We start from the raw sequence: 13974 nt of genomic DNA, 5'->3' as shown, positions 1-13974 counted from the left end.
ATCACGTCGTTCAAGAAGTTGATCCTTTGAATTCCGAAACAGAAAAGTTTCGGAAACCAGAGAAACTTCCGCAGATTCCAATTCGTCTTAGGAAAATCGGAACTGCTCCAGCGTTTTCCGGATTCGATCACCGCCACCTTATATCCTTTTTGCGAAAGTCTAAGCGCGGAGACGCTTCCTCCGAAGCCGGAGCCAACGACGATATAATCGAAATCATAATGTATTTCTTTTTTTTCTGCGGAAGATTCTGGTTTCATATTTTTTCCCGAGGAAGTTTTTTAGTGCCTTAGAATTTTTAGAGTACCGCAAATGGAAAGTCAAAATTCGTTTTCTCTTGATTAATTCCATTCTCCTTTCTAATGTTGAAGAATGAGTTCCGAAGTAATACACTCCGAAAGCGAGTTCAAGTTTTATACGATTTTTGAAGGGATCGAATCCCGTCTTATTTACAGAGATCAAGGTGAAGTCTGGGATTTGATATCGACCTTTGTTCCATCCGAGCTCAGAGGAAAAGGGATCGCGGCCGATCTTGTTAAGTCGACATTGGAAAAGGCTCGTTCCTTAAATAAAAAAATCGTTCCGAGTTGTTCTTACGTGGTTACTTTTTTGGAAAGACATCCTGGATACGCGGATCTAGTCGCGAGATGATTCATCACATAGCGATCGGCACTCCGAATCTTAAAGCCCTTTCCGATTTTTACGAAACTCTTCCGGGACTCAAAAGAATCAAAGATCAAAGGAACGAGGACGACAGTTTGCGTTCCGTTTGGTTTCAAACCGGCGCTTCTATTCTTATGTTAGAATCCGATACGATCGTTAAGGGTCCCAAGGCTCTTGTTCTTTCCGCTTCGAGCTTGGAGCCTTCGACGCTCCACGGCCTGCCAAAGTGGATTCAAGAAACCGAATATACGAAATACTTTAAAGACTTGGACGGAAACCTGATCGGATATTCTTCCTTTCCCAATCCTTGGCCTTTTTAAACCGAAGAAAGAATTCCCTGCGCCGCGATATAAGAAGTCGTCCATGCGTTCTGGAAATTAAATCCTCCGGTGACTCCGTCCACGTCCAAAACCTCGCCCGCAAAGTAGATTCCGGATACGACCCTACTCTCCATCGTTTTGAAATTCACTTCTTTTCGGCTAACCCCGCCGCAGGTGACGAATTCGTCCTTAAATTCTCCCTTTCCCGATATCCGAAATCTACCGTCGGTCAGCTCTTCGGTTAACAAATGTAAATCCTTGGACGACAAACCCGACCAGGTTTTGGACGCGGCTATAGAATGAATTTCTAATATTCTTTCCCAGTATCTTCTCGGAATCCCCAAAACCGGAGTATTATTTATGAGTTTTGCGGGATGTAATTCTTTTTCCTTTTCGATCCTCTTTCGAACTTCTTCTTTTTTCATTCCGGGTAGAAAATTGACTCTTAACGTAGTATCGTATCCTTTCTCGAACAATTCTCTCGCGCCTTTGGCGGATAACTTCAGAATCGCGGGACCGCTAAACCCCCAGTGCGTGATCAACAGAGGACCGATTTGGGAATATCCGAATTCCAAAAGGGAACATTCGGCTTTTTCAAAGGCGAGTCCGGAAAGATCGTCGATTCTTCGATCGGAAATTTTGAAAGTAAACAAGGAAGGCACTGGATCCAAAATCGTATGTCCCATCGCCTCCAACCAGTTCCATGCCTTCCTGCCGGATCCAGTCGCGAATAGTACTTTATCGAATTCTAATATTTTGCCGGACTTCAATTTGATTTCGAATTTGGAATCGCTCTTCGGAATCACCGAATGAATTTCCATCTCAGTTTCCAATCTGACTCCGACACGTTTCGCTTCCTGAAACAGGGTTTGTAATATCGTCTCCGAAGAATCCGTAACAGGGAACATTCTTCCGTCCGATTCCGTTTTTAATAGAACACCTCTTTCCTCGTACCATCGAATCGTGTCCTTTGGTCCGAACGTTTCGAAAGCCCAGCGAAGTTCTCTTTCTCCTCTGGGATAGTGTTTGCTCAAAAGTTCCGGATCAAGGCAATGGTGCGTAACGTTGCATCTTCCTCCTCCGGAAATTTTCACTTTGGAAAGAAATTGTTTTCCTTTTTCGAGAAGTGTAACCGAACATTTTCCTCCGCTCGCGATCTGAATCGCGCCGAAAAAACCGGCGGCTCCGCCTCCGATTACTGCGACCTTGATTGGTTGTCCGGTTTTAGGGTTCATGTTCTGAATAAGTTTCGATTTTAGAAAAATACGTTCCGGTTTTCCATACAAAAGGGCGCTACCGATTTTGCACTCGGTATTTATCGTTACAAAGTCGATTCCGAATTCTTATTGGAAAAAATGGACGGGGGGACCAAAGATTAAGCGACATGATAGAACGGAGACCCGCCCCATTCTATCGTTCGAACGATTATACGCTTTTGTGAGTTTCGATATAGTAGTCGGCCGAAATTCTTCCCGAGCCGTAGAGTGAAAAGTGAAATAGCAGAAGAAGAATCATCGCGGCGTAAGGAAGATTCGAACCCGGCGCCATAAAACCTTCTTTTCCGTGGATAAACAAAACGGCGCCGATTAGTACGGGAACTTGAAGAATCGCGGCAAACCGAGTCAAAAGTCCCGATAAAAGAAGGATTCCTCCGCAGATATGCGCGATCACAATGTAATGAGCGAGTAACGCAGATGCCATAGGAGCGTTATTCATCTCCATCAAACGGATGAGTCCGTCCGTATTCGATAGGAACTCAAGACCTTTGTATATCAAGACTCCTCCCAGATAGATACGCAAGAAGTCCACCAACCAATCCCGATGTTCTTGAAGCCATTGATTCCAGCGATCCATAGCTCACCTCCAGATTTTTAGGTTTGAAAATTCATCATATCCCTTTCCAAAACTTTTGCAAGGTAAGAATCGTTTAAAAAATGAAAATAAAAATTATACGAAAAGCGTCCAATCCGCCCTTCTCGCTTTTTCCGCCGTGATCGAACGAGGCTCGACGCCCATTCCGCTGATTTGAATCAGAACGGAGGAAACTTCCCATTTTCTACATAAGTAACTTTGAATTCGTTTTGCCCTTTCCAGAGACAGTCTTCGATTAGTCGCGGGCCTTCCATGACGATCCGTCCAACCTTCGATCCGCAACTTCCAATCCGTTCTGTCCTTTAGGCTTTCGCCCAAAAGATCCAAGGACTCAAAAAACTCGGGCTCGATTTCGGAAGAGCCGGCACCGAAAAAAACGGAACCTCCGCGTATCGGGAAAGAATCTTCGGAGACGCCTCCTTTTTTATCGCGGGTTCGATTTTTGTTTGATCTGTTTTGCGGAGATTTTCTTTTTTCATAAGTTCTGAAAAAAAAACCGTAAAACGTCGCGGCTAAGAATAAACTCGGTAGCAGCCAAAACCAAAAAGAATCGGGAGAAAAAAAGTTCATTTTCGAAAATCTCCCGGATCGCAAACGAACGTCTCTTCTCCCATTAGAATTCTGAATTCTATATTAGAATAGAATTTTTTACGAATGTATTGTCCCCATCTTACCGGCTTGAAAATCGTTAAACGCCTGATAGATTTCGTCCTGAGTGTTCATCACAAAAGGACCGTATCTCGCCACCGGTTCCTCCACGGGTTCTCCTCCGATCAAAAGTAATTCCCATCCGTTCGGAGAATTTTCCGGAAGAGAAAACCGCACGTCTCCTATTCCTCTTTCAAACCAAACCATATCCCCTTCTTTCACCGGCCTCGCGCCTTCTTCCGTATGAAGAACTCCGTCTCCGGAAAAAGGATAAGCGAAAACGTTGTAAGACTCCGGAACCGGGATCGTGACGTCCGCACCGGGAATCAGATGCAGGTGATAATAAAGAATCGGAATTTTTGTCTCGATGACCGCTTTCGTTCCGAAGACCTCGCCGGCAATCACTCGAATTTTCGTTTTATGATCGGGCGATTCCACTTCCGGAATTTTTTCAGAAGGAGTATCTTGATAACGCGGATTGCTCATCTTCTGAGAAGAAGGAAGATTTACCCAAAGTTGAAAGCCGTGCATCCAACCGCCATTCTTCTGAAACTCGTCGGATGGAAGTTCGGAATGAACCAATCCGGCGCCCGCGGTCATCCATTGGACGTCGCCGGCCTTCAATTTCCCGTAATTCCCCCAAGAATCCCGGTGTTCCATTTCTCCAGTCAATAAATAAGTGACAGTTTCAAATCCTCTGTGCGGATGTTCGGGCGCACCGATCGCTTTTCCCGGTTTGTATTCTACGGGTCCCATCTCGTCTAATAACAAAAACGGATCCAGCTGAATTAAGTCCTGAACCGGGAAAGGTCTTCTCACCGGAAATCCTCCGCCCTCCATAGTTCTCAGCGACGGCCGAACCGTTTTAACTTTTTTTAGATTCATATATCGAACTCTCCTTTGTATCTCTGGTCACGGTGCAAATTTTTACTCTTTACGGATGTATTGGATTCTACCATGATAACAACTACTGTAACCTTTTTAGTTTCATATTCTTTAGACGATACGTTTCGCTTTGTGGCGGATTTTAGAAATCTGATACGTTGGGGAGATCGAATCTCGGAAGTATATCCGATCCCGTTCCTAAAAGATAATCTGCCGGTCTTCGAATTACTCTATTCTTTCGGGCCTATCAAACTCAAGGCAAATTATGCGGCAAAAGAATGGATTCCGAATTCAAGAATGATCATGGAAACGAGTAATTCTTTTTTAGATCTTCGAGATATCTATACGTTTCAGAATTCGGATAAAGGCACAAAAATAACGTTTACGAATCATTCAAAACTCAAATTCCCTTACAGCGCCGGAGAATGGTTTTTTGATCCGGGTATTCGCGGTAGAATTTGTAAAGAAATGAAGCAACTTCAGAACTGTTTGTATGAGTGCGGTTCCAAATCTCCGAAGCATTTTCAGGTGATTCGAATTTAAGGATTTTCCCGAAATTAATCTTGCTTTAATTTATTTTTTTCTAAGAATGCAATAGGTTTTTATCGAGTGAACTTTTCCCGCAAACAACTAACGCCCGTTCCAGAAAATGAAGTAGATCGAATCAAAGCTCTCAAGGCGTATCAGATCTTAGATACCGCTCCGGAAGAAAAATTCGATTCTTTGACCCAAATTGCAGCATATATCTGTAACTCTTCGATCGCATTGATCTCTCTGATTGACTCAGATCGGCAATGGTTCAAAGCGAAACTGGGATTGGAAGACAAAGAAACTCCACGTAATATTTCCTTCTGCCAATACGCGATCCTTCACGACGAACTTTTCGAAGTGGAAGACGCATTGGAGGACGAGAGATTCAAAGACAATCCCTTGGTAATCGGATCGCCCTTCATTCGATTTTATGCGGGAGCTCCTCTCAAAACACCGGAAGGTTATAATATAGGAACTCTTTGCGTGATCGACCAAAAACCGCAAAAGTTAAACGGAAAACAAAAGAACATGCTGAAGGTTCTCTCCAATCAGGTGATCGCCAATTTCGAATTAATCAAGAAGAATCGCGAACTCATCCGATTACGAGACAAGGAAGAGGAACTTCAAAGTTCCAAAAGTCAGTTTTTTGCAAATATGAGCCACGAAATCAGAACTCCGGTTCACGGAATTCTGGGGGTTACGGATCTATTGGCGGAAACTAAATTGTTAAACGAACAAGAAGATTATGTGAATACGATCCGCAAAAGCGGCAAACTTCTTCTCAATCTCCTGAACGATATATTAGATTTTTCTAAATTAGAATCCGGTCACATGACGATTGAAAATATCGCGTTCGATCTGATGGAATTATTAAAGGAAGTCTTTTCCTTGTTTGAAAAGGACGCAAGAGTAAAGAATTTAGAATTCAAATTAGAGAACGGCGAAATTCAATCCCTGATCGTCGTCACGGATCCTAATCGTCTCAAACAAATTCTCGTTAATCTCGTTTCAAACGCTTTCAAATTTACAGACAAAGGGAGTGTTATCGTCGAACTCGGCGCAAAACCTGTTTCCGCAAAACTGATGGAAATTGAAATCAGAGTAAAGGACACGGGAATAGGAATCACGGAACACAAGCTGAGCGAGCTCTTTCAGGCATATACGCAAGCGGACACGTCCGTTTCCAGAAAATACGGAGGAACAGGGCTCGGATTAGCGATCAGTAAAAACCTCGCCAATCTGATGAACCTGAAACTCTCCGCGCAGAGCGTAATGAACCGCGGAAGCGTCTTTGAAATCGCAGGTCAGCTTCCCGTCGCCGAGAGATCGGACATTCTTGTTGAGTTGAAAAAGACAATTCCTAATCAGAACGACAACCTTTCGCCGAATCTGAAAATTTTAGTCGCCGAAGACAACGAAATCAATCAGATGCTGATCGAAAGGGTTCTGGAAAAATTAGGTTATACTCCCAAGATCGTTTCCAACGGAATAGAAGCCTTACATCATATCGAAATTTACGGAGCCGACGTCCTTTTTTTGGACATTCAAATGCCCGAACTGAGCGGGATCGATACGGCAAAAATTCTTACCCAGCATACAAACCAGACCATACGTCCTTATATCATCGCGATTACGGCTAACGCGAATCAGTCCGATAGAGAGGCGTGTTTGGCTGCGGGAATGGATCAATATATAAGCAAACCGTTTCATAAGGAAGAGATCGCCGCCCTTCTCAACGATTACATTCTTTCACGGGATAAAAATTCCACTTAGAGTTTTTTGATAAGAAGGCCGGGACGTTATCCCGGCCTTTTCGTCATTTCAGAAAATTTTCCACGATCTTACTTCCTCCTTCGGTCGCGAAGGACTCCGGATGAAACTGCACGCCTTCGATCGGAAGAATTTTGTGTCTCACTCCCATCAAAACCGGAATCTCCTCTTCGACCCGCGCGGAAATCTCAAGACAGGAAGGCAAGGATTCTTGAACGCCTTCCAAAGAGTGATAGCGCATAACGCAGATTTCTCCGGAGATCCCCGAAAAAACTCCTCTTTGATCGTGAGCGATTCGGGAGGTTTTGCCGTGATAAGGAACCTTGGATCTGCGCAGACTTCCGCCGAAGGACGTGACGATTCCCTGCATCCCGAGACAAATCCCCAAAATTTTGATGTAAGGATTCCGAAGCCTCAAAATCGATTCGGAAACACCGAAATAATCGGGATCCTGCGGATGACCGGGACCTGGAGAAAGAAGAATATGAGTCGGATTGACCGCAAGAACCTCGTTCAGACTTACTTCGTCTTGGCGGAAAATCGAAAGTCTGTAATTTTGGGAATTCGAACGTAGACTTTCCTCCAAAAGATGAACAAGGTTGTATGTGAAAGAATCGTAATGATCGATGACTACGCAGCTTTTCATAAGATAAATTCCTCCACGGATCCTTTAACGGCTTTCAACTTATTTAGAATTTCTTGATATTCTAAATCTTCAACCGAATCCAAAACGATTCCCGACGCGGCCCTCGAATAGGCTGAGGATCCGTTTCTAAAAAGACTTCGAATCAGAATACAGAACTGGGAACTTCCGTCCAAAGAATGATATCCTAAAACTCCGCCGTAAGGTCCACGCTCGTCCCCTTCCGTTTTGCGGATCCATTTGATCGATTCCACTTTCGGAGCTCCGGTAAGAGTTCCCGCGGGGAAAACGGAAACCAGCCCTGAAAACGAATTTTCTTTTTCTTTTAAGATTCCGGCGACTTCGCTCGTGATATGTTGAACGTGAGTGAATTTCAGGATTTCAAATTCTTTTTTGAGTCTCACGGAGCCAGTCTCGCAGACTCGACTCAAATCGTTACGGTGAAGATCGATCAGCATCGCGTGTTCCGCCCGTTCCTTCTCGTCGCTTAACAATTTCCCGGTAAGAATTTTGTCCTCCGAGACGGTTTTGCCTCTGGGATAAGTTCCCGCCAAAGGAAAGGTTTCTACGATCCGATCCCGATGTGAAAACAACAGCTCCGGACTGGAACCGAAAGTTTCCAATTCATTATCCTTATAAAAGAAAAGATACGGAGAAGGATTGTTTTTCTTGAGGGATAAAAAAATCGGAACCGAACTTCCCTCAATCTCGAATTTTTCTTCGAAACCGATCTGACATTGGAAGGTATTTCCGGCTAAAATTTCCCCTTTGGTCTTTTCAAACATATTCGAATATTCTTCTTTTGTTTTAGAATATCCCAAAGAACGGACTTTTGTTTTTACTTCGGTGTCCGCTTCTTCATCGAGCAAGTCCTTCAGTTCGGAAAAACGATTTTCCGAATAATAAAAATACTCTGCGGCGCCGGTCAGATGATCGAATACGACGCCGTCCAGATATAAACCGAACGAAAACAGGGGATATCCTTCCCTCGGCTTTAAGTTTGCAACCGGTTCGAAAAGTGCGGCCGCGTCGTAGCTCAAAAAACCGACTAAACCTCCGGAATACTTCTTCGATTTTTTTTTATCCGGGAATAAGTCTTTGAGATCGTCGTATGGATTTTTCGCGGGAACGGCTTGTCCGTTTAGGACGAAAGCGCCAGGATATCCGCGCAATTGGAAGGAAGGAGAAAAACCAAAAATCGAATAACGGTAGTTAGTCGGATATCCCGGATGACTCTCCAATAAAAAACATCCGGAATACCTTTTTGTTAAGCGAAGAAGAAAACCGTCTATTCCATCCTCAAGAAGTGGAAACGGTAAACTCGCCGGTTTGCCGGGAAGCGCCTTCAGAAATTGTTTCAGATTCTGGATCTGACTCGACATAGTGGACTCCTGTGATTTCCGGAATCGTCCGGAATAAGTTCAAAATTTTATCCGGTTGCCCGGTGTGAATTGAGATGATAATATCCTGCGTGTTGTTTTCGATGTTGCGCCAAAGGCGCCAATCCTTCCAGTCGATGGATTTGCGGGATAAAATTCCGATCAGACGAAGAATGGAAGCGGGGCCTTCCTCCGAAACGATGCAAAACGAATAGTCCTTATTTTCTTTCGAATCGATTAAAATCATTTTTATACTCTCCTATATTCTAAAATATTAATGTATCATTTCTCGGTTTGCCTTTCCGGGCGGAACCATCGGAAGTACGTGAAGTTCCGGCGAAACCCGCAAAACGACAAACGAAGGCCCTTTTTTCGAAAAGACTTCGTTTAACAATTCCGAAACTGAAAATTCTTCTTTGAGTTCGTAGGAAGGAATCCCGAAAGAAGATGCAATTTTCGTAAAGTTCGTAGGCGTGACAAATCGAGAGGCGGAGAATCTGGACGAAAAAAACAATTCCTGCTGTTGTCTGACAAGGCCAAGATGTCCGTTATTGATCAAAAGAATCGTAACGTCCAAATTCAAATCCCGAAGAGTGTCCAATTCTTGAACGTTCATTAAAATCGAACCGTCTCCGGATACGCAGACGATTCTTTTTTCAGGCGCGACTAACGCGGCTCCGATCGCCGCCGGAAGGCCGAATCCCATCGTGCCCAAACCTCCCGAGGTGATAAGACTTCCCTGGGTCTGAAAAGAATAATACTGGGCAACCCACATCTGGTGTTGACCAACGTCCGTTGTTACGATGGCCCTATCTCCTAAAATTTCGGAAACCTTTCGTATTACGGAAAATGGATGAAGCGTTTCCTTCTCTTCCGGAAAAGGAAGACCGTATAAAACTTTTAGAGTCGAAATCCGATCCTTCCATTCTTCCAATTCGGAAATCCGATACTGAATCCGCATTTCCAGGATCTGTCTCAGAAAATCCTCCGCGTCGTGTTTCAAAAATAGATTCGGATTCTTTAATTTACCAATCTCCGTCGAGTCTATGTCGACGTGAATGATCTTTGCGTTCGGACAAAACTCGCTCAACTTTCCCGTGGCGCGATCGTCAAAACGAACTCCCAACGATATCAAAAGATCTGCTTCCTCCAGCGCCAAATTCGCGGCTCTGGAACCGTGCATTCCGAGCATTCCTAAAAACAAAGGGTTTTGATTCGCGCAAACTCCCAAACCCATCAGAGTCGAAACCACCGGGAACCCCAATCTTTCCTGCAGAATACGAAACAACTCCGCTGACAAAGGACGGTTCAGACCTCCGCCGATATAAAAGATCGGCTTGGAGGATTCGGAGATCATAGACAGAAAACGCTCGGTCCAAGCGGGTTCTAATATCGGAGTAGTTTCATTTTTTTGAATATTCCAAAATTTAGATTCTTTTTCTTCGTCCCATTCGATTTTCCCGGAAGCTACGTCTTTCGGAACGTCGATCCAAACGGGACCCGGCCTTCCTTCTGTGGAAGTAATCCAGGCCTGGGGAAGAATTTTTACGAGATCTTCCGTTCTTTTAACGAGATAACTTTTTTTGGTAATGGGAATGGAAAGACCGAGTGTATCGATCTCTTGAAAAGCGTCCGTTCCGATCAAAGACACGGGAACTTGGCCGGTAATTGCGATCAGAGGAACCGAATCCATCTTTGCATCGGCGACGGCGGTGATTAGATTTGTAACTCCGGGACCGGAAGAAGCCATACAAACCGCGGGCTTCCCGCTCGCCCTTGCCATTCCGCCTGCGATAAAGCCGGCGCCTTGTTCGTGTTTGGCGAGAATATGACGGATCTTGCTCCCGTGCAACGCGTCATAAATGGGAAGACTGGCTCCGCCGGGGATTCCAGCGACGATTTCAACGCCCGCATATTCCAAAAAACGAATGATCAGTTCGGCTCCGCTTATTTCCATCTGTAGCCTCCTATAAAAAATTTTAAAGAATAGATCGCTCATCCACGTCAAGAACCGCCCTAAAATAAAAAAGCCTCCCCCGGCTTTACACCGGAGGAGGCTTTTCTTAGGATTGCGCCTGAAAGAAATCTCTACAGCGTAAAGCGGGGTCCTGGTGGCCAGACGACCACCACAAGCACGAGCCACACCATGACCGTGTTGAGATTGACTTGATTGTTTACGCGATTGAAATTCATAAATGAGTTCTGGGACCAGCTTGCTTTTATCTCCGATCGATGTGCAAGCGATTTTTTAAACAGACATGGAAAATAAAATCGAAACGGAAGCCGATACGATTTTCAACTCGGTAGAACGACTTCTATTCCAAGTAAGGAAGGAATTCTGATTCAGGTTAAGAATTCGAACGTCTAAAGGAAAGTTTGCTTTCAAGTCCGGATTCTTAGATTAGAATCGGATCTCACGCACGCTCAAAATTTTAATCTTAGGAAAACAAAATGGCACAAGTCACACTGAAAGGAAGCCCGGTCCCGCTTGAAGGAAACATACCCGCGGCCGGAGACAAGGCTCCCGAATTTAAAGCGGTCAGACAGGATCTTTCCGAGTTCGGTTTAAAAGACTACGAGGGTAAGGTGAAAATTCTTGTCGCAGTTCCGAGTCTTGACACTTCCGTTTGCGCGATCGAAACCAAGGTCTTTAACGAAAAAGCCGCGAACCTAAACGGAATCTCCACGCTGATCATCTCCGGGGATCTTCCGTTTGCAATGAAACGTTTTTGTTCCACGGAAGGAATCGATTCTCCAAACCTTGTGACCGGGTCCCAGTACAGGGATTTTTCTTTTTCCAAAGCCTACGGCACTCATATCGCCGGAGGTCCGCTGAAAGGACTTTCCGCGAGGGCGGTCTTTGTAGTGGATAAGAACGACGTGATACGTTATGTGGAACTCGTTCCTGAAATCGGCTCGGAACCGAACTACGCCGCGGCATTGGCGGCGGCGAACGCGGCGCTCTGAGCATCCCTTCCTCCGGCCTGAAAGACGGCCGGACATTAAAAAAACAGTATATTATAATTTTTGAATTATTTTAAGAATTTTTGAAGAAACCAGCGCCTCGTCTTTTTGCCAGAGCTTGGTGTGTTCTCCGCCGGGAATTCCCACAAATTCCTTAGGTTCCTTTGCCGCGTTGCCGAGTCTGACTCCGTGTTCGTAAGCGACTGTCTTATCTGCGTCGCCGTGAAAGATCAAAACCGATCTGGGCGAAATATCCGCGATCACTTTTTCGGGAGACAATTCGTCCGTTTCTAAGTCGCCTCGAAGTTCGTAAAGGAAAATCACCAAAGGCAAAAGAGGATATTTGGGAAGACCGAAATCTTTTTTTGCATTGTATGCGACCACGTCCACAAAGTCCGCAAAGCCGGAATCAAAAATTCCGATCTTTATTTCCGGATTCTCAGCCATAAAAAGAATCGAAGTGGAGCTACCCATAGAAAAACCGAGAATACCGAAAGACTTCATTCCTCTTTGTTTTGCGTATTCGAAGGTCGCGAGAAGATCTTTTCGTTCGTGAAAGCCCATCGAACTAAATGACTTTTCGCTTTCTCCGCAGTCGCGCAGATCCGGAAGAATCACGTTGATTCCCTGATCGTGAAACAATTTCACATAACGCAGACCTTCTCTTCTCGTCGCGCCTCTACCGTGAATCGAAAGGATCACCTTATCGGATTTTTTCGCAGCGGGAATCCACCACGCGGAAATTTTTACTCCGTCCGAAGTTTTGTACTCCAGATTCTCGAAGTCCAAACCAAGATCCGTCTTCGGATCTCCGCAAAAGATATAGTGATCCTTCATACAACGATGCGGTTTCGGATGCATTAGAACCCCCGAAAAATACCAGGCGCCTCCGAACATAAGAAGGATAGAAAAGAGAATCAATAAGAGTGAGACTTTTACTATTTTTTGTTTCATGATCCAATTCCAAACGATTCAGTGATTCGTGCCGCGTCGGAATCCGCAAAATTCTTATCATTTGCGTTCCAATTTGATAAAGAACCGATTTCACCCGACGCGCTGGAGAAGAATCCGAGAAGAATCAAAGATGGCAAGAACAAATCTCGCGTTATCCTCTTTCGATCACAACCTTCGGACCCGCGTCCAAAAGCGCCTCGGGCGCGTCCTTCCAGGAAGCCGTCAAAGTGGTAACCTTACACGGACAAAAATGAGGATGCTCCGCCAGATGCAACAAGTCGTGCAACGTCGGCTGCACGTTCACCCTTCCCGTTTGAAACGTTACTCCCCTTCCGTACATCTCCAAAAGAGGAATTGAGGTTTTCTTTTTGTAATAGATTCCAACGCTCGTACAATGTCCTCCGGGGAGAAGGGATCGTAGCGCAAACGTTAGTCCCTCTTCGTTCGCGCTTGCGTCGACCGTGATCGGGTATTGAATCGAAGGATCCGGATATTTTTTCGAGAGAATCGTCGCGCCGAAACTTTCGGCGATCTTGTTTCTTTGCGGATCGTCGTCCACATAAGTTACGGGAGAACCCATCGCTCGCGCGATCATCACGGAATACAATCCCACACTCTTTGCACCGCCGCCGACGACTAAGACGGAACTCCCCGGATTCCGTTTTAGAAACGGCCCGACCGTTCTATAACCGTCAGGAATGTTATCGCTCATACTTGCGGCGTCCGCAGGAGAAAGAGAAGCCGGCAAAGGGATGAGCATGTAATCCGCGAAAGGAACTCGGACCAAATCTGAAAAAGCGCCTCCCCATCCTTTCCCTCCCAGATCGCCGAACCCGTACATAGAACGAGGCGGAACGGAAGTACAGCTATTAGTCAGACCCGCCTTACAACGATCACACTTTCCGCAGGCGATCTGAAACGAAACGATGACCGAATCTCCGGGTTTGACGGTTTTCACCCGGTCCCCTACGTTTTTAACTTTGGCGACGAATTCGTGACCGAACGGATAAGGACCTTTGAACGGAGCCTTACCTAAGGCGGTATTGGAAATCAATCTATATGCATGATTTCTAATAAAGTGAAGCAGCTTCCCTTTAAAGGGAGCTTCTCCTCGTATGATCCCCAAATCCAAGTCGCATCTTGCGACCGCGATCGGTTCCACCAAAGCGTCTTCGTCCGATTCCAGGCGAGGCGCCGGAACGTCCCACCATTCTAATTTTCCCGGACGAAGGAACATGAGTTGTTGCATAAAATTCTCCGTAGACCACATAGTCTATTTATAATAAATATACAAACAGACTAGTCTGTCTACTTTATTTTTATAAAAGTCGCCTCGAACCTTTGAAAA

Annotated in this window: 16 protein-coding genes; 5 read left to right on the top strand and 11 right to left on the bottom strand. The window is 45.1% G+C overall.

Annotation, left to right across the window (positions count from 1 at the left end; genetic code table 11):
* The coding region (locus tag CH376_RS08630) for an NAD(P)-binding protein (protein ID WP_133124661.1) at positions 1-257 on the bottom strand (257 nt) is incomplete at its 3' end.
* 112 nt (positions 258-369) lie between these two features.
* Between CH376_RS08630 and CH376_RS08625 the strand changes: the two genes are divergently transcribed.
* The gene (locus CH376_RS08625; RefSeq protein ID WP_100785017.1) at positions 370-648 is read left to right on the top strand and encodes a GNAT family N-acetyltransferase; all 279 of its coding nucleotides are present in this window, start codon (positions 370-372) and stop codon (positions 646-648) included.
* Positions 645-980, top strand: coding sequence for a VOC family protein (locus CH376_RS08620; RefSeq protein ID WP_100785016.1), 336 nt, complete (start codon positions 645-647; stop codon positions 978-980). Before CH376_RS08625 ends, CH376_RS08620 begins: the two co-directional genes overlap by 4 nt.
* On the opposite strand, the gene CH376_RS08615 is transcribed toward CH376_RS08620, so the two are convergent.
* From CH376_RS08615 to CH376_RS08600, 4 genes are all read right to left on the bottom strand, one after another.
* Positions 977-2215, bottom strand: coding sequence for a BaiN/RdsA family NAD(P)/FAD-dependent oxidoreductase (locus CH376_RS08615; RefSeq protein WP_100785047.1), 1239 nt, complete (start codon positions 2213-2215; stop codon positions 977-979). The two genes, CH376_RS08620 and CH376_RS08615, sit on opposite strands and share 4 nt — an antisense overlap.
* A 190-nt stretch (positions 2216-2405) precedes the next feature.
* Positions 2406-2834 (bottom strand): DoxX family protein, encoded by a 429-nt coding sequence (locus CH376_RS08610; RefSeq protein WP_069608258.1) that lies wholly within the window; start codon positions 2832-2834, stop codon positions 2406-2408.
* Between the two features lie 93 nt (positions 2835-2927).
* Positions 2928-3422, bottom strand: a complete 495-nt coding sequence (locus CH376_RS08605; protein ID WP_125231915.1) for an OmpA family protein — start codon at positions 3420-3422, stop codon at positions 2928-2930.
* Between the two features lie 78 nt (positions 3423-3500).
* Positions 3501-4385: a pirin family protein gene (locus CH376_RS08600; protein ID WP_100785014.1), complete on the bottom strand. Its 885-nt coding sequence runs from the start codon at positions 4383-4385 to the stop codon at positions 3501-3503.
* A 72-nt stretch (positions 4386-4457) separates the two neighbouring features.
* On the opposite strand from CH376_RS08600, the gene CH376_RS08595 reads away from it, so the two are divergent.
* Entirely contained in the window at positions 4458-4928 is a 471-nt protein-coding gene (locus tag CH376_RS08595; protein WP_100785013.1) for an LIC13081 family protein, read from the top strand.
* Positions 4929-4994: 66 nt separating this feature from the next.
* Positions 4995-6689 (top strand): GAF domain-containing hybrid sensor histidine kinase/response regulator, encoded by a 1695-nt coding sequence (locus CH376_RS08590; protein WP_100785012.1) that lies wholly within the window; start codon positions 4995-4997, stop codon positions 6687-6689.
* Positions 6690-6732: 43 nt separating this feature from the next.
* Here the strand turns inward: CH376_RS08590 and CH376_RS08585 are convergent, their stop codons facing one another.
* Genes CH376_RS08585 through ilvB form a run of 4 tightly spaced genes read right to left on the bottom strand, consistent with a single transcriptional unit; the run spans position 6733 to position 10665 of the window.
* A complete protein-coding gene (locus CH376_RS08585) occupies positions 6733-7332 on the bottom strand; it encodes an anthranilate synthase component II (protein WP_100785011.1) in 600 nt (199 codons plus the stop codon).
* Positions 7329-8711, bottom strand: coding sequence for an anthranilate synthase component I family protein (locus tag CH376_RS08580; protein ID WP_100785010.1), 1383 nt, complete (start codon positions 8709-8711; stop codon positions 7329-7331). Before CH376_RS08580 ends, CH376_RS08585 begins: the two co-directional genes overlap by 4 nt.
* Entirely contained in the window at positions 8629-8955 is a 327-nt protein-coding gene (locus tag CH376_RS08575; protein WP_100785009.1) for a hypothetical protein, read from the bottom strand. The genes CH376_RS08580 and CH376_RS08575 overlap by 83 nt, the downstream gene beginning before the upstream one ends.
* Positions 8956-8982: 27 nt before the next feature.
* Positions 8983-10665, bottom strand: a complete 1683-nt coding sequence (ilvB, locus tag CH376_RS08570) for a biosynthetic-type acetolactate synthase large subunit (protein WP_100785008.1) — start codon at positions 10663-10665, stop codon at positions 8983-8985.
* A 494-nt stretch (positions 10666-11159) separates the two neighbouring features.
* Here ilvB and tpx point away from each other — a divergent pair, with 494 nt between their 5' ends.
* A complete protein-coding gene (gene tpx, locus CH376_RS08565) occupies positions 11160-11675 on the top strand; it encodes a thiol peroxidase (protein WP_100785007.1) in 516 nt (171 codons plus the stop codon).
* A gap of 51 nt (positions 11676-11726) precedes the next feature.
* Here tpx and CH376_RS08560 read toward each other — a convergent pair whose 3' ends face one another.
* Both CH376_RS08560 and CH376_RS08555 read right to left on the bottom strand, forming a co-directional pair.
* Positions 11727-12626, bottom strand: a complete 900-nt coding sequence (locus CH376_RS08560) for an alpha/beta hydrolase (protein WP_100785006.1) — start codon at positions 12624-12626, stop codon at positions 11727-11729.
* A gap of 151 nt (positions 12627-12777) precedes the next feature.
* Positions 12778-13875, bottom strand: coding sequence for a zinc-dependent alcohol dehydrogenase (locus CH376_RS08555; RefSeq protein WP_165781721.1), 1098 nt, complete (start codon positions 13873-13875; stop codon positions 12778-12780).
* Positions 13876-13974: the final 99 nt, after the last annotated feature.

The organism is Leptospira adleri (assembly GCF_002811985.1).
Lineage (GTDB): Bacteria > Spirochaetota > Leptospiria > Leptospirales > Leptospiraceae > Leptospira > Leptospira adleri.
Note: the sequence above shows the minus strand (reverse complement) of the source record. Positions and strands in the feature narration are given on the sequence as shown.

Coding starts and splice junctions, on each gene's coding strand:
- CH376_RS08625 (WP_100785017.1), top strand. CDS start 370: ATGAGTTCCGAAGTAATACACTCCGAAAGCGAGTTCAAGTTTTATACG.
- CH376_RS08620 (WP_100785016.1), top strand. CDS start 645: ATGATTCATCACATAGCGATCGGCACTCCGAATCTTAAAGCCCTTTCC.
- CH376_RS08615 (WP_100785047.1), bottom strand. CDS start 2,215: ATGAACCCTAAAACCGGACAACCAATCAAGGTCGCAGTAATCGGAGGC.
- CH376_RS08610 (WP_069608258.1), bottom strand. CDS start 2,834: ATGGATCGCTGGAATCAATGGCTTCAAGAACATCGGGATTGGTTGGTG.
- CH376_RS08605 (WP_125231915.1), bottom strand. CDS start 3,422: ATGAACTTTTTTTCTCCCGATTCTTTTTGGTTTTGGCTGCTACCGAGT.
- CH376_RS08600 (WP_100785014.1), bottom strand. CDS start 4,385: ATGAATCTAAAAAAAGTTAAAACGGTTCGGCCGTCGCTGAGAACTATG.
- CH376_RS08595 (WP_100785013.1), top strand. CDS start 4,458: ATGATAACAACTACTGTAACCTTTTTAGTTTCATATTCTTTAGACGAT.
- CH376_RS08585 (WP_100785011.1), bottom strand. CDS start 7,332: ATGAAAAGCTGCGTAGTCATCGATCATTACGATTCTTTCACATACAAC.
- CH376_RS08580 (WP_100785010.1), bottom strand. CDS start 8,711: ATGTCGAGTCAGATCCAGAATCTGAAACAATTTCTGAAGGCGCTTCCC.
- CH376_RS08575 (WP_100785009.1), bottom strand. CDS start 8,955: ATGATTTTAATCGATTCGAAAGAAAATAAGGACTATTCGTTTTGCATC.
- ilvB (WP_100785008.1), bottom strand. CDS start 10,665: ATGGAAATAAGCGGAGCCGAACTGATCATTCGTTTTTTGGAATATGCG.
- tpx (WP_100785007.1), top strand. CDS start 11,160: ATGGCACAAGTCACACTGAAAGGAAGCCCGGTCCCGCTTGAAGGAAAC.
- CH376_RS08560 (WP_100785006.1), bottom strand. CDS start 12,626: ATGAAACAAAAAATAGTAAAAGTCTCACTCTTATTGATTCTCTTTTCT.
- CH376_RS08555 (WP_165781721.1), bottom strand. CDS start 13,875: ATGCAACAACTCATGTTCCTTCGTCCGGGAAAATTAGAATGGTGGGAC.